The 18,112-nt window shown below is 64.4% G+C and carries 18 protein-coding genes; 11 read left to right on the top strand and 7 right to left on the bottom strand.

The window, feature by feature from the left end:
* Positions 1-7: 7 nt before the first annotated feature.
* Positions 8-574: a LuxR C-terminal-related transcriptional regulator gene (locus LC062_RS03070; protein ID WP_224909539.1), complete on the bottom strand. Its 567-nt coding sequence runs from the start codon at positions 572-574 to the stop codon at positions 8-10.
* A gap of 117 nt (positions 575-691) precedes the next feature.
* Between LC062_RS03070 and LC062_RS03065 the strand changes: the two genes are divergently transcribed.
* From LC062_RS03065 to LC062_RS03035, 7 genes are all read left to right on the top strand, one after another.
* Positions 692-1,867 carry a thiolase domain-containing protein gene (locus LC062_RS03065; protein ID WP_224909538.1) on the top strand — a complete coding sequence of 392 codons (1,176 nt, stop codon included), beginning with the start codon at positions 692-694 and terminating at the stop codon, positions 1,865-1,867.
* Between the two features lie 28 nt (positions 1,868-1,895).
* Positions 1,896-3,407: a class I adenylate-forming enzyme family protein gene (locus tag LC062_RS03060; RefSeq protein ID WP_224909537.1), complete on the top strand. Its 1,512-nt coding sequence runs from the start codon at positions 1,896-1,898 to the stop codon at positions 3,405-3,407.
* Positions 3,408-3,465: 58 nt separating this feature from the next.
* Positions 3,466-4,551: a C4-dicarboxylate TRAP transporter substrate-binding protein gene (locus tag LC062_RS03055; RefSeq protein WP_224909536.1), complete on the top strand. Its 1,086-nt coding sequence runs from the start codon at positions 3,466-3,468 to the stop codon at positions 4,549-4,551.
* A gap of 3 nt (positions 4,552-4,554) precedes the next feature.
* Entirely contained in the window at positions 4,555-5,082 is a 528-nt protein-coding gene (locus tag LC062_RS03050; protein WP_224909535.1) for a TRAP transporter small permease, read from the top strand.
* A gap of 45 nt (positions 5,083-5,127) precedes the next feature.
* Positions 5,128-6,486: a TRAP transporter large permease gene (locus LC062_RS03045; RefSeq protein ID WP_224909534.1), complete on the top strand. Its 1,359-nt coding sequence runs from the start codon at positions 5,128-5,130 to the stop codon at positions 6,484-6,486.
* A 232-nt stretch (positions 6,487-6,718) separates the two neighbouring features.
* The gene (gene dusA, locus LC062_RS03040) at positions 6,719-7,741 is read left to right on the top strand and encodes a tRNA dihydrouridine(20/20a) synthase DusA (protein WP_404829666.1); all 1,023 of its coding nucleotides are present in this window, start codon (positions 6,719-6,721) and stop codon (positions 7,739-7,741) included.
* 212 nt (positions 7,742-7,953) lie between these two features.
* Positions 7,954-8,784, top strand: coding sequence for a sulfite exporter TauE/SafE family protein (locus LC062_RS03035; protein ID WP_224909532.1), 831 nt, complete (start codon positions 7,954-7,956; stop codon positions 8,782-8,784).
* Between the two features lie 11 nt (positions 8,785-8,795).
* On the opposite strand, the gene LC062_RS03030 is transcribed toward LC062_RS03035, so the two are convergent.
* From LC062_RS03030 to cobS, 4 genes are all read right to left on the bottom strand, one after another.
* The gene (locus tag LC062_RS03030) at positions 8,796-9,509 is read right to left on the bottom strand and encodes a retropepsin-like aspartic protease family protein (RefSeq protein ID WP_224909531.1); all 714 of its coding nucleotides are present in this window, start codon (positions 9,507-9,509) and stop codon (positions 8,796-8,798) included.
* Positions 9,509-9,691, bottom strand: coding sequence for a DUF1289 domain-containing protein (locus tag LC062_RS03025; protein WP_224909530.1), 183 nt, complete (start codon positions 9,689-9,691; stop codon positions 9,509-9,511). The genes LC062_RS03030 and LC062_RS03025 overlap by 1 nt, the downstream gene beginning before the upstream one ends.
* Before the next feature lie 50 nt (positions 9,692-9,741).
* Positions 9,742-10,932: an alpha/beta hydrolase gene (locus LC062_RS03020; protein WP_224909529.1), complete on the bottom strand. Its 1,191-nt coding sequence runs from the start codon at positions 10,930-10,932 to the stop codon at positions 9,742-9,744.
* A gap of 92 nt (positions 10,933-11,024) precedes the next feature.
* A complete protein-coding gene (gene cobS / locus LC062_RS03015; protein ID WP_224909528.1) occupies positions 11,025-11,852 on the bottom strand; it encodes an adenosylcobinamide-GDP ribazoletransferase in 828 nt (275 codons plus the stop codon).
* Positions 11,853-11,984: 132 nt separating this feature from the next.
* Here cobS and cobT point away from each other — a divergent pair, with 132 nt between their 5' ends.
* On the top strand, positions 11,985-13,010 hold the full coding sequence (gene cobT, locus LC062_RS03010; RefSeq protein WP_224909527.1) for a nicotinate-nucleotide--dimethylbenzimidazole phosphoribosyltransferase: 1,026 nt from the start codon (positions 11,985-11,987) through the stop codon (positions 13,008-13,010).
* 63 nt (positions 13,011-13,073) lie between these two features.
* Here the strand turns inward: cobT and LC062_RS03005 are convergent, their stop codons facing one another.
* Positions 13,074-14,633, bottom strand: coding sequence for a sensor histidine kinase (locus LC062_RS03005; RefSeq protein ID WP_224909526.1), 1,560 nt, complete (start codon positions 14,631-14,633; stop codon positions 13,074-13,076).
* A 142-nt stretch (positions 14,634-14,775) separates the two neighbouring features.
* On the opposite strand from LC062_RS03005, the gene LC062_RS03000 reads away from it, so the two are divergent.
* A complete protein-coding gene (locus LC062_RS03000) occupies positions 14,776-15,429 on the top strand; it encodes a uracil-DNA glycosylase family protein (RefSeq protein ID WP_224909525.1) in 654 nt (217 codons plus the stop codon).
* Positions 15,430-15,534: 105 nt separating this feature from the next.
* Here the strand turns inward: LC062_RS03000 and LC062_RS02995 are convergent, their stop codons facing one another.
* Positions 15,535-16,509 carry a sulfurtransferase gene (locus LC062_RS02995; RefSeq protein WP_224909524.1) on the bottom strand — a complete coding sequence of 325 codons (975 nt, stop codon included), beginning with the start codon at positions 16,507-16,509 and terminating at the stop codon, positions 15,535-15,537.
* A 233-nt stretch (positions 16,510-16,742) separates the two neighbouring features.
* Between LC062_RS02995 and LC062_RS02990 the strand changes: the two genes are divergently transcribed.
* Positions 16,743-17,234, top strand: a complete 492-nt coding sequence (locus tag LC062_RS02990; protein ID WP_224909789.1) for an Lrp/AsnC family transcriptional regulator — start codon at positions 16,743-16,745, stop codon at positions 17,232-17,234.
* A gap of 192 nt (positions 17,235-17,426) precedes the next feature.
* The gene (locus LC062_RS02985; RefSeq protein WP_224909523.1) at positions 17,427-17,912 is read left to right on the top strand and encodes a DUF302 domain-containing protein; all 486 of its coding nucleotides are present in this window, start codon (positions 17,427-17,429) and stop codon (positions 17,910-17,912) included.
* The last annotated feature ends 200 nt before the right edge of the window (positions 17,913-18,112 follow it).

Below are 18,112 nucleotides of genomic sequence, written 5' to 3'. Positions count from 1 at the left end.
CCAGTGTTCAGCTCTGGACAATCATCTTGGCGACCAGTTCGGCTGCGTTGTGGACATCGAGTTTTTTCATGACGGAGCTGCGGTGGACCTCGACCGTGCGCGGGGAAATGCCCATGGCTTGCCCCGTCTCCTTGCTGGTGTAGCCATTGACGATATATCGCGCGACCTCGCGCTCGCGCGGGGTCAATGTGGCCGATGTCGCCGGTCTGTTTTCCAGATGTTCAAAGGTCCAGACCATCAGCCGAAAGGGATCGTCCGGGGTCAACGTCCGACCGGCGGCGCGGGTCCATATGATCTCCCCGCTGCGGCATTGCATGAACCGCTCATCCACATAGCGCGGTTGGCCCTTGAGCCACCGTTGCCACTTTGCGCCGGTCTTCTCGTAGTCAACACTTGATGGGTAAAGGATCCGGATGGACTGCCCCTCAAGCTCGTCCCGTGTCCATCCGAAGATCCGTTCGATCTCCGTATTGACCCGTCGAATGACGCGATTGGACAGCACCATCAGGCCGATCGGAGCATCCATGAAGCCGGTGAGATCGAGGTCTGCCTCGGAAATCTGATCGTAGCTCATCTGGCCTCCCGCCTTCGCTGCATAGGCGTCTACGTAATTTCTACGTAGATTTCTACGTAAATACACGTGTTGCTGCCATGCGTTTTTTTTCTGAGCCTAGTGCCAGGAGGAAATTGCATGAACACAGACATTTACATCACCGGTTCCGGTCACACCCGTTTTGGCCGTTTGGAACAAAGCCTTGAGGACCTGGTCGTCGAGGCGACCCGTGAGGCTTTGGAGGAGGCTCAGATCCCTCCTGCCGAGATTGATGCGGTGTTTCTGGGGCATTTCAATTCGGGACTGGTGCCAGATGGTTTTGCGTCGTCCCTGATCCTGCAAGCTCATCCCGATCTGCGCTTCACGCCTGCCGCGCGCTGCGAAAATGCCTGCGCCTCGGGGGCGGCGGCGTTCCACGCCGGCCTGAATGCCATTCGCGGCGGGCGCGCCCGAAATGTCTTGGTCGTGGGCGCGGAGAAGATGACCCATCGCTCGACGCCGGATGTCACCGCCGCCCTGGCAGGGGCCGGATATCAGGGAGATGAGGCCGAGGCGGGCTTGAGTTTTCCTCAGGTGTTCGCCATCGCGGCGGCGCGCTATGGCGAACGCTATGGCGATCCCGCCGACACGTTTGCGCGGATTGCCGCCAAGAACCACGAAAACGCGATGAAAAATCCCCTGGCGCAGATGCACAAGGCATTGCCCTATGAATTTTGTCGTGAGGTGAGCGAGAAAAACCCCCTGATCGCGCCGCCGCTTCGGCTGAGCGACTGTTCTCTGGTCACGGACGGCGCCGCCGCAATCGTGTTGAGCTCGGACCAGGCCCATGCGGCGGATGCGTCGGCGCGGGTTCTGGTGGCCGCTGCCGAACATGTCTCCGATTTCCTGCCGATGAGCCGCCGTGAATTCCTGGACTTTGAAGGCCCGGAGCGGGCCATTCAGATGGCCTACAAGGCGGCGGGGATCGACGTTTCCGATCTCGATTTCGCCGAGGTGCACGATTGTTTCACGCCCGCCGAATTGCTGATCTACGAAGCAATGGGCCTTGCTCAAAAAGGGCAGGGCGCCCGCGCTCTGGCTGAGGGAACGGTTTATGCGGACGGCCGTACGCCGGTGAACCTGTCCGGCGGCCTCAAGGCCAAGGGCCACCCGGTCGGAGCCACCGGCGTTTCCATGCTTGCACTGGGGTTCCGGCAATTGACGGGGCGCGCAGGCGCGATCCAGCGCGAAGGCGCGGAATGGGGCCTGGCCTTTAACATGGGTGGGGCCGCCGTCGCCAACTATGCGACGGTTTTGAAGGCCGACCGCGCCTGACACAGACAATCCAAAGACCGACAAGATCATGAACATCGCAAACTGGCTGTATCAGACAGCCTTGTCATGGCCGAACCGTCCAGCCCTTTATGAGGGCGACGCATTGCGTCAAACCTATGCCGAGCTCCTGCAGTCGACCTGCAACCGAGCCGCCTGGTTGCGCGCCGAACACGACGTTCAGGCGGGCGACAGGCTGGCGATTTTTGCCAAGAATGCCCCTGAATACATCGAACTGCTTCATGCCTGTTGGTGGCTTGGCGCCGTGGTGGTGCCGATCAATTGCAAGCTTCACCCGCTCGAAGCCGAATGGATCATTCGGGATTCGCAAGCCAAGGCGGTTTTCACGCAAAGCGGTACGGTCTTTGCCGATCAGCCGGACATCAACGAGACACCCCTGAGTGCATCCGGTGCGCGGGATGAGAAGATCACGGCTCCCGCGCCTGTCGAGGGGCAGGATCTCGCATGGCTGTTCTACACCTCCGGGACGACAGGAACCCCGAAGGGCGTGATGCTGAGCCATGACAACCTGCGCCAGATGACCCTTTGCTACGCCTTGGACGTGGATTGCGCGCAGTCTGATGATCATATGCTCTACGCCGCGCCGATGTCGCATGGGGCGGGGCTTTATATGTTCGCGCAAATTCGCGCCGGTGGCGCCCATCTCGTTCCCGCATCCCATGGGTTCGACAGTGAGGAGATCATTGACCTTGCCAGAACACGGGGCCAGCTCGTTTTCTTTGCGGCTCCGACAATGGTCAAGCGGCTGATCGCGGTCTCGAAAGCGCAAGGATATTCCGGCGAGGGCATTCGGACGATCATCTATGGCGGGGGGCCGATGTACGCCAACGACATCAACGAAGCCCTTGCGTGTTATGGCCCCCGCTTCGTCCAGATCTACGGTCAGGGCGAAACGCCGATGACGATCTCCGCCCTTGGACGGGACCTGGTCGCGGACCAGTCCCATCCACGCTGGCAGGCGCGCCGCGCCTCGGTGGGGATCGCACAGGGGGCCGTCACGCTCGCGGTGCTCGGTGCGGACGGAGCGCCTTTGCCGCCGGGGGGCACGGGCGAGATTTGCGTCAAGGGACCGACCGTCATGAAGGGCTACTGGAAGAACGCGCAGGCCAGCGCGGACGCCCTGAAAGACGGATGGCTGCATACGGGAGATCTCGGGCATCTGGACGAGGACGGGTTTCTTTACCTCACCGACCGCTCGAAGGATGTGATCATCTCCGGAGGGACGAATATCTATCCCCGGGAAGTCGAGGAAACGCTGCTGCGTCACCCGGCCGTGTTCGAGGCTGCCGTGATCGGCGTGCCGGAACCGGACTGGGGCGAACAGGTGGTCGCCTATGTCGTCTTCGAACAAGGGCGCAGTGTCAGCATATCGGAGCTCGACAGTTGGTGCCGTCAGCATATTGCGGCGTTCAAGCGGCCCAAACACTACGAGTTCGTCAAGGATCTGCCCAAGAACAGCTATGGCAAAATTCTGAAAACGGAGCTCAGAACCCAGGCTGGATCTGGGACGACACCGGTGTGAACCGGAAAACAAGAGAACCGGGCCGGAGGAGCTCGGTCTCACTGGAGGAGAAAACGCCATGAGAAGACGTGATTTTCTGAAAGCGACGGGTGCACTGGCTGGAGCCGGAATTCTCTCGAGCCTGCCCGGTTTGGCGCATGCGGCGACATCGCTGAAATTCGACAGCTATGTGAGCGAAACCGCCGGACCGTCCTGGATTGATCGCTGGTTCTTTGAGGAACTGGAGAAGCGCACCAACGGCGAAATCGGTATGAAATATTACTGGGCCGGAAGCCTCAACAAGGTGGGCGAGCATCTTGGCGCGGTGCGCGATGGGACGAGCGACGCAACCCTGATTTCGCCGGGCTATTACCAGGCCGAACTGCCGGTCACCCGCGGGCTTGAATGGTATTTCCGCATGGAGCGCGCCGATGAATTGCAGCTGGTGTGCCGCGACGTGTACGAAAACTTCGCGCCGCTGCGCCAGGAATGGGAAGATCGGCATCGCTCCAAGGTGCTTTACTGGACCAACTGGAACTACGCGCCGCTGATCCTGCGTGAGCCGATCACCTCGCTTGCCGATCTCAAGGGCAAGAAAATCCGCGCCTATGGTGTGGCCACCGATGTGATCGAGAGCTTTGGCGGTATCGCTGTGCCGATGGCGGCGGGCGAAGTGTATCAGGCGCTTGAGCGCGGCGTGCTCGATGGCGTCTACGGGTTCGATTTCGTGACCGCCGTGGCCTACAAGCTCCACGAGATCGCCCCGAATTTCCATGACATCGGTGATGGTCCGCATGCGCCTGCGGTGACGGTCATGAGCCGGCGCGTCTGGGACGGGCTGCCGGCCGCCCATCAACAGGTCTGCACCGATCTGGCCAATGAGCTCTACGCGGGCAAATTCGCGGAGATCTACAACAAGGCATTGGCCGACTACGTGCAAAAGGCTCTCGCCGAAGGCGTCACGTTGACCGCACTGTCTGACGAGGAAAAGGCCAAGGCCAAAGCCACGGTTCAGCCGGCTCAGGTCGATAAATGGATCGAGACGGTTGCCGGGCCGAACGGCATCAATGGCGAGGCCATGCAGGAGGTCGTGGAAGAGGCCATCTCGCGCCATGCGGGCACCGGGACAATGAAGCGTCCGGTCGAAATCGCGGCAGACCTGTAAGCCATGTTGGCGCGCCTGAACCGCCTGCTCGACGGGGTTTCGCGGCTCACATCATGGGTGGCATTGAGCTTTCTTGCCTTCATGATGGTGGCCATCACATTGGATGTGGTGGCCCGCGCCACCTTCGGACGTGCCGTGCCGGGACTTTTCGAAATGACGGAAATGTCCATGGTGATGGTGGTCTTCATGGGTCTTGGGGCCACCTTGCTCGACGATGGGCATATCCGGGTGACGATGATGACCGATGCGCTGCCAAGGCCCTGGTCACGTGGCTGCACGTCTCTGGCGTGGCTGTTCGCGGGGCTGACGTTTGTCATGCTGGCATGGCCCGCGACACAGGAAGCGATCTATTCGTTCTCGATCCGCGAGTTCCGCTGGGGCTATTTCCAGGTGCCGATCTGGTGGGCCAAGATCGCGGTCGCTGCGGGACTTTGGTTCGCCGCTCTGCAAGCCGTGGTCCATGCCTTGCGCATCGCGTTGAAACAGGTCGCCGCACCGACAGCGACCCGCGTTCCGTCCGAGTTGCACTAGGGTCCAGACAGGTTCACGTGCTTCGCCCGGCGCGGTCGCGATTGCATGGCGGCGGGCGATGTACCTCACAACAACAGGACATCGACAATGGATGTGATCCCCATCACGGTGCTCGCCGTCGGGCTGATCTTTCTCCTCTTGGCGCTTGGCACACCGGTTTTTGCCGCCTTGGCGCTGTCCGGGGCTTTCGGCATCATCATGGTCGAAGATGCGGGCTTTTTGCTCGCCCGATTGAAGTCCTTTTCTTTTATTCACACGGCGAATTACGCGCTCACCGTGATCCCGCTGTTCATCCTGATGGGCGCCTTCGCCCATCATGCACAGGTCGGGAAACGCCTCTTTCACGTGGCCAACAAATGGGTCGGCCATTTGCCTGGCGGTCTTGCCATGGCGAGCATTCTGACCTCGGCGGGCTTTGCCGCGACCTCTGGCTCCTCCGTTGCCACTGCGGCCACCGTGGGGGCCGTTGCCATCCCTGAAATGAAGGCGAAGGGCTATGATCGCCGTCTTGCGGCGGGTGCGGTTGCCGCGGGCGGCGTTTTGGGTGTCCTGATCCCGCCCTCGGTGTTGCTGATCTTCTATGCGGCGCTGACCGAGGTTTCGGCAGGCAAGATGCTGATCGCCGGTTTCGTGCCCGGCCTCATCACGACGGTCGCCTTCATGCTTGGCGTGGCGTTGATCGGTCACAAGGTGCAGGACAGGTCCACCCGTGCGGCCCGAGCCCCCTGGGCGGAGCGGCTTTCGGCCACGACGCAGGCGTGGCAGGTTGTGGTGCTCTTCCTGATTGTTCTCGGCGGGATCTACCTCGGGCTGGTGACCCCCACCGAGGCCGGGGCAATCGGGGCGCTTGCAGCGTTTGTGATGCTGCTTCTGGCGAAGTCCGCGCGTGGAAACCTCGGGGGCGCGCTCTCTGAAAGCTTCCGTTCGACCGCGACGACCACGGTGATGATCCTGTTCATCATGATCGGGGCTGGCATCTTCAGCTATTTTCTCACCCTCGTTCAGATCCCGCAAATGATTGCCGGTGCGATCACGCAAAGCGGCATCTCGCCTTACCTCATCGTCGCCATTCTGCTGCTGGCCTACATTCCTCTGGGGATGTTTCTGGATGCGTTTTCGATGATGGTGATTACGCTTCCGATTGTTTTTCCGACCATTTCGGGCCTCGGCTTCGATCCGATCTGGTTCGGCATTCTCTGCGTCAAGATGTGTGAGATCGGACTGATCACGCCTCCAGTGGGGCTGAACTGTTTCGTGATCGCAGGGATCGACCGGGAGACGCCCTTGCCGGACGTGTTCCGGGGCGCGCTCTGGTTCGTCGCCATCGAGATGGTCACCGTCGTTCTGCTGTTTTCTTTCCCGCAGATCGTGACGTGGCTGCCGGACACGATGATGAGCCGCTAACGCGCATGAAAGGCGCATCGGCGGTTTCCGCCGATGAGCCAGACCCTCCGGAGGGGCCGGTTCGGGGCGATCCAGGGACGGGGGGCACGTCAACGGCACTTGCCAATCGGGCAGCACCACGAGAGGTCATTTCTGCACCACTTTTGTGGTGCACGGATGTTGCGTCTCTGAATATAACGGTTTCGCGCGACGCATCCGACGTGAGAAAGTTTCTGTAAGTGCCATGCCTGGAATGAGAACTAGATTATACGACGATGTGCAGCTAAGCGTTGCGCCGATGATGGAATGGACCGATCGGGAATGCCGGGTGTTTCACCGTCACCTGAGCCGCAAGGCGCTGCTCTATACGGAGATGGTGGCGGCCGCGGCGGTGGTGCATGGCGACCGGGAGCGGCTTCTTGGCTTCAGCGACATCGAGCATCCGCTTGCCTGCCAGCTTGGCGGCTCCGATCCGGATGAGCTGGCGCGGGCCGCGCGGATTGTCGCCGACTTCGGCTATGACGAGGTCAACCTCAACGTCGGCTGCCCGTCCGACCGGGTGCAATCGGGCCGCTTCGGCGCCTGTCTGATGCGCGAGCCGGAACTGGTCGCGGAGTGCGTTGCCGCCATGAAGGCGGTGGTCGATATCCCGGTGACGGTGAAATGCCGCATTGGCGTCGATGACCAGGACCCGGAACCGGCGCTCGATGCCATGGCGGACAGGCTGGTTGCCGTTGGCGTCGACGCGCTGTGGGTCCATGCCCGCAAGGCATGGCTGAAGGGGCTGTCGCCCAAGGAAAACCGGGACATCCCGCCGCTCGACTACGACCGGGTTTATCGGCTGAAGCAGCGCCTGCCGGATCTTTACATCGGCATCAACGGCGGCATTGCCACCTTGGCGGCGGCGGAAGCGCATCTTGCCCATGTCGACGGGGTGATGCTCGGCCGGGCGGCCTACCACGACCCCTGGCAACTGGCGCGGGTCGACAGCCGGCTGCACGGGCTGCCCGATCCGGCGGAAGACAGACACGCGGTCATCGAGGCATTCCGGCCGTATATGCGCGAGCGGTTGGCGGCGGGCCTGCGGGTCAATCAGATCGCCCGCCACATGCTCGGCCTGTTCCACGGGGTGCCGGGCGCGCGCGGCTGGCGCCGGCGGATGACGGTGGATGCGGTTGCTCCTGGCGCCGGGATCGAGGTGCTGGATGGTGCGCTGGCGGAAATCGCCCGCGCCGGCGCCGCCATGGAGCGTGGGCCGGAGCCGGTCTCCGCCTGAGGCGGGCGTTGTCCTCGCCCACGGGGCATCGGCCCTTCCTTCCTGCCCCGGATGCTCATGAAGACATTCGCTGTCCCGTCGCCTGCTGGACAAAACCGGCGCGCTGGGCCAGTTAGGGGGCGCGTGGTCTCCACCGGGGTGGAGCGACACGGGGTTCTTTGCGGGCGCGGCATTTCCGCCGGTAGCCTGCCTTCATGGCATTGGGGGGACGTATGGATTTGTCGTCGATCAATGGCGAGGTGATCGGCCTCGTGCTTGCGTTGCTGGCGTCCGGCGCGGTCGCCGGTCTGCTCGCCGGGCTGTTCGGCATTGGCGGCGGCGCGGTGCTGGTGCCGGTCCTCTATCAGTTCCTCACCTGGCTTGGCGTCGATGAATCGGTGCGGATGCATGTGTCCGTCGCCACCTCGCTCGGCATCATCGTGCCCACCTCGCTCCGTTCGTTCCTGGCGCACAAGAAACGCGGCGCCGTCGATCTGTCTTTGCTGAAAAGCTGGCTGATCCCGGTGCCGGTCGGCGTCGTGGCGGCGAGCCTTGTCGCCGCCTATGTTTCCGGCGACGGGCTCAAGGCGATCTTTGCCGGCATTGCCGTGGTCGTCGGCCTGCGGATGCTGTTCAACCGCGAAAGCTGGCGGCTTGGCAGCGACATTCCCGGCAATCCGATCCGGCCGGTGTGCGGCGCGCTTATCGGCTTCTTCTCAACGCTGATGGGCATCGGCGGCGGCGTCATGAACAACACCTTCATGACCCTTTACGGCCGCCCGATCCACCAGGCGGTGGCAACCTCGTCCGGCACCGGTGTGCTGATCTCCATCCCCGGCGTCATTGGCATGGTCTGGGCCGGGTGGGGACATGCGGACCTGCCGGCGTTTTCGCTCGGCTATGTCAATCTGCTCGGCGTCGCGCTGATCATCCCGGTCACCACCTTCGCCGCGCCGTTCGGCGTGAAGATCGCCCATGCGCTGCCCCGGCGCCAGCTTGAGGTGTTCTTCGGCCTGTTCCTGCTGACCGTGGCCGCCCGCTTCGCCTGGAGCCTGTGGGGCTGACGCGAAATTCGCTACGGTTCCAGCAGCAACCGGTCTCCCTCCACCCGCCAGCTTTTCAGCCGGTCGAGTGCGGACATGCCGAACAGGCTGGTCTCCAGCGCGCCGTCGCGGGCCACATAGGCCCTGAGGCCGGTGAGCGTCAGGGTGCCGATGGACAGGCTGTCGATCCGCACCACAGCCACCTGCGCCATGCCATTGGCGGTGGAAACGGGCACGGTATAGGACAGGCGTGCGGTATCGAAGCCGGCGGCCTGTGCGTCCGCATGGGTCAGGGTGAGGGCGGAGGCGCCGGTATCGAACATGAAGGTGACCGGTGCACCGTTGACCTGTGCCTGGATACGGTAGTGGCGCGATCGGTCGCGCACCACGGTGATGGTTCCGCCGGCATCGCTGACGGCCATGCCGGGCATCAGGGTCGCCAGCATGCGCCGGCCGATGGTCTCCAACTCGGAGCGGTAGCTGTAGCCGGCGACCAGCAGGAGCGCGAGGCTGCACCAGACGACGATCGAACGCAGCAGCGTGGGGATCGACGGCGGCGCGGCCAGCAACGAGCCGAGAAACACCACCAGCAGCGCGATCAGCGCCACCATGCGCGGTCCCTTGTCGGAAAGGTCGATGGTGCCGCCCGGCGCGGGGGCGCTGGAGAAAAAGGCGATCAGCGCGCCCAGCATCACCACGATCAGAACGGCGACGACCAGCGTCCCGGCCAGCTTGCCACGAAACATCAGCCCGCCGCCCGCAGCCGTTCGGCACGCGCGGGCAGCTCGCCCATGATGCGCGCGCGCTCGCCGTCGCTCAAGCTGCCCCAGGTGGCGATTTCGTCAAGCGTGCGCCGGCAGCCGGTGCACAAGCCGCTTGTGGCGTCGATCTGGCAGATATCGACGCAAGGACTTTGGATTTCACTCATCAACGCTCCGCAGGTCTCGTTCGCTGGTGGCACGCCCGTTATGTGGGGCGCTATTGCGCACCGGAAAAGATGGTGATCGGTGCGGTCAAGATCTTCAGCGGCAAGGTGACCGCCGCCTTGGCGGTCGAGCCGACCACATCGCCGACGCTGTCGACACCAAACTCGGATCCGCCACCGCTTTCCCGGCGGCCCTGTCCGGCCAGCATCTTGCGGAACTCCGGCGCGAGTTGGGCAAGCTGGGCAAACTTGCCGTGGTGGGCCGCGTCGAGGGATTCGATCTGCGTCAGGTCGACGACCGTGACCCCGAGTTCGGCCAGCTCTTCTTCGTTGTCATAGGCGCCGACCCGCTGCTTGCCGCCGGCGATGAGGCTGGAGGCCTTCAGCGCCCGGTCGTCCTTCGATGCGAGTAGAATGAAGGGGCGGTCGGGCTTGCCGGTGCGCCGAAGCTGGGCCTTGAACACGTCGACATCGAGATCGGGGGCGGCCATGGCGAACAGGCCGATCTTGCTCTGCGGCAGCGGCTTGCCGGAAATCCGGATCTGCCGGGCGGTCTCCATCAAGGCCCAGTTGCCCATGGAATGGGCCAGGATGTTGATCTTTTCCGCCTTCGAGGCGGCAATCGTGCGCAAGGTCTCCTCCAGCGCGTCGCGGGCGATGGTGGCGCTGTTGTTGTCATAGATATAGTCGGTGACGTCGCCGCCTGAGGCCCAGGTGAACAACACCGGCACATGCGGCAAGCGGGAATCGCTGGTCAGCTGCGCCATCCGGAAAAGCGCTTCGGGAAAGCGGGTGTTGTAGCCGTGAATGAAGACGAACACCTCCCGCTTGCCTTTCGGCCGTTTGGCCAGTTCCTTGTCAAGCGCGGCGCGAAAGGCCGATTTCCCGTCGATATAGCTGGCGGACCGCACGGTGAAATCCGTTTCCGGATTGCCCGGCGCCTTGGCCGGCCACTCGATCTGGCCGGCCTTGTGGGTCGGGGGAATGGAAACGGTGGCGCGGGCGAAGTCGATCTTGTCGGCCCGCTCCCGGTTGAAATACGTGCCGGGCCGGTCGTCGCGCTCGCGGGTGGTGGCGATCAGGATGGTGTGTTCCTGTGCCTCCGGCGCCGGTGCGGTGGAAAGGGCGAGGCTTCCCGCGCCCGGACGCCCCGAACAGGCCGCAAGCGTCAGTGCGAGTGCCAGCAGTGCCGCCGAAAGACAGGCGCGCGGACGCGGGCTGAAGGAAATGCGGGGCAAGGACATGTGCGAAAGGCCCTGGGTCGTCGTGCCGGGAGAGGCGCCGGTTGTCGGGTCTTCCTAGCACGGGATGAGGTGCCGGGACAGGGTGCGCGCTTTCACGCGACCGCGCCGAACCCGGCAAGCGCGGCGAGCAGGGCCAGTTGCTGGGTCGCCCCGAGTACGTCGCCAGTTTGTCCGCCGATCTTGGCGCGGGCAAGGCGCGCCACCAGAACGCCGACCAGCCCGGCCAGCCCGGCCGCGAAGAAAAGCGCTGCCGGCGAAAAGACGTATGCTGCGGGCAACAGGACCAGAGCGCCAAGGCCAAGCGCGGCAAGCGTCGCGGTTCGGTCCGGCTGGCCGCAGAGAGCTGCAAGGCCGCCGGGGCGGGCCGGCGGAAGGCGGTGCCACAGGGCCACCATGACCGCGCGTGATCCGGCCTCGGCGATCCACCAGCCGAGTGCGGCGGCAAGCGGCCCGGATCGGGCCGCCAGTCCGGCCAGAAGCACGACCTTGAGACCGATGGTGATGATCAGCGCCAGCGTACCGAACGCGCCGATGCGGCTGTCCTTCATGATTTCCAGACGCCGCTCGGGCGTTGCCCCACCGAAGAAACCGTCGCAGAGATCGGCAAGGCCGTCCTCATGCAGGGCGCCGGTGACGGCGATCCCGAGGCCAAGGGCGATCAGCGCCACCGCCGGCAGGGGCAGGGCGGTGGCGGAAAGCGCGGCAAAAAGAAGCACGCCCGGCAGGGCGATCAGGCCGCCGGCAAGCGGTGCGAGCGCGGCGGCGCGCCGGAAATCGGGCAGTGCGGACGGATCGTCCCGGCGCGAAAGACGGGGAATCGGCAGGCGCGAAAAGAACCGGGCGGTACCGGCGAGGTCGGCGAGGAGGAGGGCGGGCGACCAGCGGGGAAGATCCGAGGAGCAAGACTGATCGGTCGGCATTTGGTGCGCTGTCCCTGCTTTTTCGCCGGCTCGTCTTTGCGGTGCCGGTCTGCCGGTTTATAGATCGGCGCGCCGCATGCCGCAAAGTCGGTTTGCGGCCGTCCGTTCCCAGATCCTGCCCGGAGAGCATGAATGTCCCTGTCCGCGTCCGCCCTGCCGTTCGATGATATCCGCAACCTGGTGCGGCAGATGCCCGGACCGGACGAAGAGGCGATGCAGGAGGCGCGCGCCCGCGATGCCCAGCTCACCAAGCCCGCTGGCTCGCTCGGGCGCCTGGAAGAGCTGGCCGAATGGGTTGCCGGCTGGAGCGGCCAGGGGCGCCCGAAGATCACCCGCCCGCTGGTGGCGATCTTCGCGGCCAATCACGGCGTCGCCGCCAAGGGCGTTTCCGCCTTTCCCGCCTCGGTCACCCGGCAGATGGTGGAAAACTTCGCCGCAGGCGGGGCGGCGATCAATCAGCTTTGCATCGCCCACGATCTTGGCCTGAAGGTGTTCGATCTGGCGCTCGACATGCCGACGCCCGATATCACCGAGGACGATGCCTTCGATGAGGCGAATTGCGCCGCGACCATGGCCTTCGGCATGGAGGCGGTGGCCGGTGGCACCGATCTTCTGTGCCTTGGCGAAATGGGGATCGCCAACACCACCGTGGCGGCTGCGGTCTTTGCCGCGCTGTTCGGCGGAGCGCCGGGCGATTGGGTCGGCCCGGGCACCGGCGTCGATGCCGACGGGATGGCGCGCAAGCGTGCGGCGGTGGAAGCAGCCGTCGCCCGGATTGGCGGTGAGCGCGATCCGCTGGAGATCCTGCGCCGTGTCGGCGGCCGGGAAATCGCCGCCATGGCCGGCGCCGTGCTGGCCGCCCGCCTGCAGCGCATTCCGGTGATCGTCGATGGGTTCGTGACGACGGCTGCCGCTGCCGTGCTTTACGCCATGGACCCGGCGGCGCTTGACCATTGCCTGTTCGGGCATGTTTCGGCCGAGCCGGCACATCGCCGCGCGCTGGAGACCATGGGCAAGACGCCGCTTCTGGACATGGGCATGCGGCTCGGCGAGGGCACCGGCGCGGCGCTGGCGGCGGGCATCGTCAAGGCAGCGACGCAGGTGCATGACGGCATGGCGACCTTCGCCGATGCCGGCGTTGCCGACAAGGACGGCTGAGGACGAGGGCTTCGGCCGGCCCTCACGCGGTGCCGGCCCCGCCCGCTGGTCGTGGTGGAGGGGTCAGGACGCCCGGCGGCGCGCAACCGGGCGGGCCTTGCGGGGCTCGGCCGGTGCGGGCGGTTCTTCGAAGGCCGGCATCGCCTCCAGCACGCGCGAGGCGGGGAAGGTGACCACCGCCTCCGTGCCTTCGCGCAGCTTCGATTTCAGCTCGAACTTGCCGTCATGCATGGCGACCAGCGCCTGGACGATCGGCAGACCGAGGCCGGTGCCGTCCTCCGCGCTCTTGATGGCGATGGCGCCCTGGCCGAACGCTTGCATGACGATCGGGATTTCCTCTTCCGGAATGCCGGGGCCATTGTCGCGGATCGACACATATTGACCGCCGCCGGCGGTCCAGCCGGCCTTGATCGTCACTTCGCCGCCGCTCGGGGTGAACTTCACCGCGTTGGAGATGAGGTTGAGGATCACCTGGCGGATGGCGCGTTCATCGACCCAGAGCTTCGGCAGGTCCGGTTCGACGCTCTCCGAGATGACGATGTTCTTCTTGCGTGCCCGGATCGCCATCATGTGCTTGCATTCTTCAAGCACCGAGACAAGCGGCACCGCTTCCTCGCTCAATTCATAGCGGCCGGCCTCGATGCGCGACAGGTCGAGGATCTCGTTGATCAGATTGAGCAGGTGCTGGCCCGAATTGTGGATGTCGGCCGCGTAGTCGCGATAGGTCTCGTTCTCGATCGGGCCGAGGATCTGCTGGTGCATCACCTCGGAGAAGCCGAGAATGGCGTTGAGCGGGGTGCGCAGCTCATGGCTCATGGTCGCCAGGAAGCGGGACTTGGCGAGATTGGCCTCCTCGGCGCGCCGGCGGGCCTCGTCGGAAATCGCGTTGGCCTGTTCCAGCTCGGCGATCAGGTGATCCTTTTCCGCCCGGTAGGCGAGCATGGTCACCGTCGAGGTGTGGAGCTGGTTGCCCAGCATCAGGAAAAAGCCCTGGGCACCAATGGCCATGGCCATCATCGCGTAGTGAATGGCGCTCTGCTGGTTGAAGAACGACACGACGATCGCGGCGGTGATCGGCAATGTGCCGGCCAGAAGCGCCCGGGGAATGCTGGCCGACAGCATGGTCAGCATGGCGATGACGATCAGCATGGTCGCGAACTGGAAGATTTCCGAGCCGTCCTGCACGTCCGCAGTCGACTGCAGCAGGAAGAAACTGGCCCAGGCCAGGCCGTAGAGCAGATCGCCGATCACCATCTGCCGCCGCCAGCGGCCCAGTTCGCGTGCCGCCTCTTCCTCGCGCTCGAAGCGCCGGCAGGTCATCAGAAGCAGCACATGGGCGATCAGCGTGAAGGCGAGCCAGGCCACCACGACCGGCGGGTTCATCCACAACAGCGAGATGCCGGCGACGATCAGCGCGAACAGCGGCAGGGCGAGGGCCGCGCTGAGCCGGTTGCGGGCAAATGTCAGAAGCAGTTCAAAATCGAAGTCCGGTTGAACTCCTTCGGCGGAAGACAGGCGGTCGCGGGCATTGCGCACCGCCCGTGCCACGTCGCGGCGATGCTGCGCCCGCTCGCTGTTCAGCGCGGTCTTCCTCTCGCTGCTCTGTGTTGTCTGCGCCGCCATGTGCTGCCTGGACGGAAAGGTTGACGGGCTCTTGCCCGGGACTTTGAATTCTGTCCCATGATGCTCATCAACCCTTAATATCCGGCTCAAGGACATGGTTAATGCAGCGTTGCGCTTTTCAGGGGCGAACCGGAGGACGAGCATGACACGGGCAGGGAGGGAGGAAGGAGCGGGGCAGGGGCTGGCTGGGTTACAGACCGCCATCGGGCACTGCCGTATCTGTGTCGAGGCGCCGCTGCGCCAGCCGCTGCCGCATGCGCCGCGCCCGGTTTGCGTGCTGTCGTCCTCCGCCCGGATCGCCATCTGCGGCCAGGCGCCCGGCACCCGGGTGCATGCCAGTGGGCGCCCCTTCACCGATCCGAGTGGCGACCGGCTGCGGGACTGGATGGGGATCGGCGAGGCGGTGTTCTACGACGCGAAGAAGGTGGCCATCGTGCCCATGGGCTTCTGCTTTCCCGGGCTCGACGCCAAGGGGGGCGACCTGCCGCCCCGGCGCGAATGCCGGCTTGCCTGGCATGACCGGGTGTTCGCGGCGATGCCGCAGATCCGGCTGAAGCTGGTGATCGGCCAATACGCCCAGGCCTATCATCTGGGAAAGCTGCGCAAGGGCTCGGTGCGCGAGACCGTTGGCGCCTGGCGCGAGATCCTTGAGGCGAGCCGGCGGGAGGGCGTTGCCGCGCTCTGCCTGCCGCACCCGTCCTGGCGCAACAATGCCTGGCTGAAGAAAAATCCGTGGTTTGAAGAAGAGTATCTGCCGGTGCTACGGGCGGAGATTGCCGCGGCGCTTGCGGAGTAGGGCGGCGGCCAGGAGCGCAAAAAGACGCCCGGCGGAAGGCCGGGCGTCAGGTACTTCAGGGCCGAAGCGGGTCGGAGGAGGTCTGTCCGGCCCGTGACCGGCGGGTCAGCCCAGAAGCCCGTCGAAAAACGCTTTGATGTCGTCCAGCATCGAGCGCTCGGAGGCCATCGGCAGGGCCTCGTCCTGGCTCCAGCCGACCATGCTGTCGTCGTACAGGGTGACGTTCTTGTGCCCGAGCACCTCGCGCAGCACGAACCAGTTGGTTGCCGCCCAGTGTCCGGTGTTGCAGTAGGAGACGATCTCCACATTCGCGTCGGCCAGAGTCGGCGGCACCAGGCTGGCAAGCACCGTCTTGTCCTTCAGCCGGCCCCGGTCCGCGTCGAAGAACTGGGCCTGATCGAGGTTCTGCGCCCCGGGAATACGGCCGAAACGGGTCGCGTTCGGATGCTTGGCCTTGCCCGAGAACTGGGCCTCGGGCCGTCCGTCGACCAGAATGGCGGAAGACTGCATGCGCTCGGCCACGTCGCTGGTCGCGACCAGCAACTCCGGCTGGATGTCGGCGACGAACATGTCGCCGCGCGGGGTGACCGCGCCGGTTTCAAGCGGGCGCTTTTCCGCGACCCAGGCCGCATGGCCGCCATCGAGAATGGCGACGGCGTCATGGCCGAGATACTTCAGCGTCCAGTAGATCCGGGCAGCGGCACCGAATTCGGTGCTGTCCGTGCCGGCGGGCACGATCACAACCGCCTTGCGCTCGGACACGCCAAGCTCGGAGAGAGACGCTTCCAGCTTGTCGACCGAGGGAAGAACGCCGGTGACGCTGCCACGATTGGTGCGCCAGTAGCCCGGATACGCGCTCCGGAGTGCGCCCGGGATATGCCCCTTGAGATAGTCTTCCTCGCCGGATTTCGCACCCTTGGAACGGATGTCGAGCACCAGCACGTCGTCGCGGTCAAGGTTCGCGGCGAGCCAGTCGGTCGAAACCAGCGGGGTGACGGTCGGCGCGGCGATTGCCGCCGGCGCCTGCGCCATGACGAAGACAATCGCCAGGGCGCCAATGATGTGTCTGAGGAGTGCCATGGCACGGGTCTCCAGCCTTGTGCGCATCGACAATGCGCGGAAAAAAATTCTCTGTGAGGTGGTGAGTTGACATTGGCGACAAAAAGCGGCAAGCGGAAAAGAGGGGTTCTTTGGAAGAAAAATCTAAAATTCTCTAAAATGGCCCTCTCAGGAGAAAGTAACCGCCGCGTTCTCAGGGGGTGTTGAAAAATGAATCCTGCCCGAAAGGCCGGCAACGGAGGCTTGCCATCATGATCGACCGCATCGACCGACGCATTCTCTCGATCCTGCAGGAAGACTGCACCATTCCCGTTGCCGAGGTCGGTCGCCGGGTCGGGTTGTCCACGACCCCGTGCTGGCGCCGGATCCAGAAACTGGAGGAGGACGGCGTCATTCAGCGCCGGGTGGCGATCCTCGATCCCAGGAAGGTCAATGTGAAGGTGACGGCGTTCATCTCGATCACCACCTCCCGCCACAATGACGATTGGCTGCGCAAATTCGCCGACGTGATTTCCGAGTTTCCCGAGGTGGTCGAGTTCTACCGCATGGCCGGCCAGGTCGACTATCTGCTGCGGGTCGCGGTGCCGGATATCGAGGCCTATGACGCCTTCTACAAGCGGCTGATTTCGAAGATCGATATCTCCGACGTCTCCACATCCTTCGCCATGGAGCAGATCAAGTCGACCAGCGCCCTGCCGCTCGCCTATGTGCCGACGGAGAAACCGAAGGCCGACCGCGACAGTTGAGCGGGCGACCCGTGAATTTCATATTCGAAATATGAGATATGTCATTGCATCCCGCTCCATCCCTCGCATGATGAGCGGATTGGAATCGCTGGACAGGGGCCCGGGCGGCCAACGCGGCAGGCCGGGCGCGAGGGAGGAGACAGGATGACAAGCGGATTTGGAAAAAGGATTGTGGCGTGGGGGCGGACCCTGATGGGCGCTGCCATCGGGCTCGCTTTGGCAGCAGTGCTGGCCCTTTCGGGTGCGGTGGCCGCCTCCGCGTCGGAGTTGCCGGAAAGCGCGAGCGGAAAGACGGTGACGCGCGCCTATGACGATGTGCGGTTCGATCTGGAAAGCGCCATCGTCAACCGGGGACTGGTCATCGACTACGTGTCGCATATCGGCGAGATGCTGGCGCGCACCGGCGGCGATGTCGGGTCGGACAAGCAGATCTTCACCAAGGCGGAAGCGATGCTGTTCTGCTCCGCGCGCCTGTCCCGGGCGGCGATGGAGGCACGGGCCGGAAATCTCGCCTTCTGTCCCTACGCGGTGTTCCTCTTTGAGACGCCGGATGCGCCGGGCCAGGTGACCGTCGGCTACCGCAAGCTGCCGGAAACCGGATCGGATGCGTCCAAGGCAGCGCTCGCCAACGTCAACGCGCTGCTTGAGGAGATCGTCCAGGAGGCGGCCGGCGAATAACGTTCCGGTGCGGTGTGCCAGCACAAACAAAAAACGCCCGCCTCCGGGACGTACGTGGCGGGCGCAAGGCTATGGAAACGGGCAAAGGCACCTTCTGCGTCGTCCCGGCCCCCGAGCCGGGGTCGGGGAGCCGAAAGACGTGCGTTTCACAAGGCTGGAGCCGAACGGTCCGTGCCTCTCCGATCCCGGGTCGCGCTGAC

The organism is Stappia indica, assembly GCF_020177335.1.
In the GTDB taxonomy this organism is placed as follows: domain Bacteria; phylum Pseudomonadota; class Alphaproteobacteria; order Rhizobiales; family Stappiaceae; genus Stappia; species Stappia indica_B.
Note: the sequence above shows the minus strand (reverse complement) of the source record. Positions and strands in the feature narration are given on the sequence as shown.

Coding starts and splice junctions, on each gene's coding strand:
- LC062_RS03020 (WP_224909529.1), bottom strand. CDS start 10,932: ATGTCCTTGCCCCGCATTTCCTTCAGCCCGCGTCCGCGCGCCTGTCTT.
- LC062_RS02995 (WP_224909524.1), bottom strand. CDS start 16,509: ATGGCACTCCTCAGACACATCATTGGCGCCCTGGCGATTGTCTTCGTC.
- LC062_RS03050 (WP_224909535.1), top strand. CDS start 4,555: ATGTTGGCGCGCCTGAACCGCCTGCTCGACGGGGTTTCGCGGCTCACA.
- cobS (WP_224909528.1), bottom strand. CDS start 11,852: ATGCCGACCGATCAGTCTTGCTCCTCGGATCTTCCCCGCTGGTCGCCC.
- LC062_RS03065 (WP_224909538.1), top strand. CDS start 692: ATGAACACAGACATTTACATCACCGGTTCCGGTCACACCCGTTTTGGC.
- LC062_RS02985 (WP_224909523.1), top strand. CDS start 17,427: ATGGGCGCTGCCATCGGGCTCGCTTTGGCAGCAGTGCTGGCCCTTTCG.
- LC062_RS03030 (WP_224909531.1), bottom strand. CDS start 9,509: ATGTTTCGTGGCAAGCTGGCCGGGACGCTGGTCGTCGCCGTTCTGATC.
- cobT (WP_224909527.1), top strand. CDS start 11,985: ATGTCCCTGTCCGCGTCCGCCCTGCCGTTCGATGATATCCGCAACCTG.
- LC062_RS03045 (WP_224909534.1), top strand. CDS start 5,128: ATGGCGGCGGGCGATGTACCTCACAACAACAGGACATCGACAATGGAT.
- LC062_RS03000 (WP_224909525.1), top strand. CDS start 14,776: ATGACACGGGCAGGGAGGGAGGAAGGAGCGGGGCAGGGGCTGGCTGGG.
- LC062_RS03055 (WP_224909536.1), top strand. CDS start 3,466: ATGAGAAGACGTGATTTTCTGAAAGCGACGGGTGCACTGGCTGGAGCC.
- LC062_RS03025 (WP_224909530.1), bottom strand. CDS start 9,691: ATGAGTGAAATCCAAAGTCCTTGCGTCGATATCTGCCAGATCGACGCC.
- LC062_RS03005 (WP_224909526.1), bottom strand. CDS start 14,633: ATGGCGGCGCAGACAACACAGAGCAGCGAGAGGAAGACCGCGCTGAAC.
- LC062_RS03070 (WP_224909539.1), bottom strand. CDS start 574: ATGAGCTACGATCAGATTTCCGAGGCAGACCTCGATCTCACCGGCTTC.
- LC062_RS03035 (WP_224909532.1), top strand. CDS start 7,954: ATGGATTTGTCGTCGATCAATGGCGAGGTGATCGGCCTCGTGCTTGCG.
- LC062_RS03060 (WP_224909537.1), top strand. CDS start 1,896: ATGAACATCGCAAACTGGCTGTATCAGACAGCCTTGTCATGGCCGAAC.
- dusA (WP_404829666.1), top strand. CDS start 6,719: ATGAGAACTAGATTATACGACGATGTGCAGCTAAGCGTTGCGCCGATG.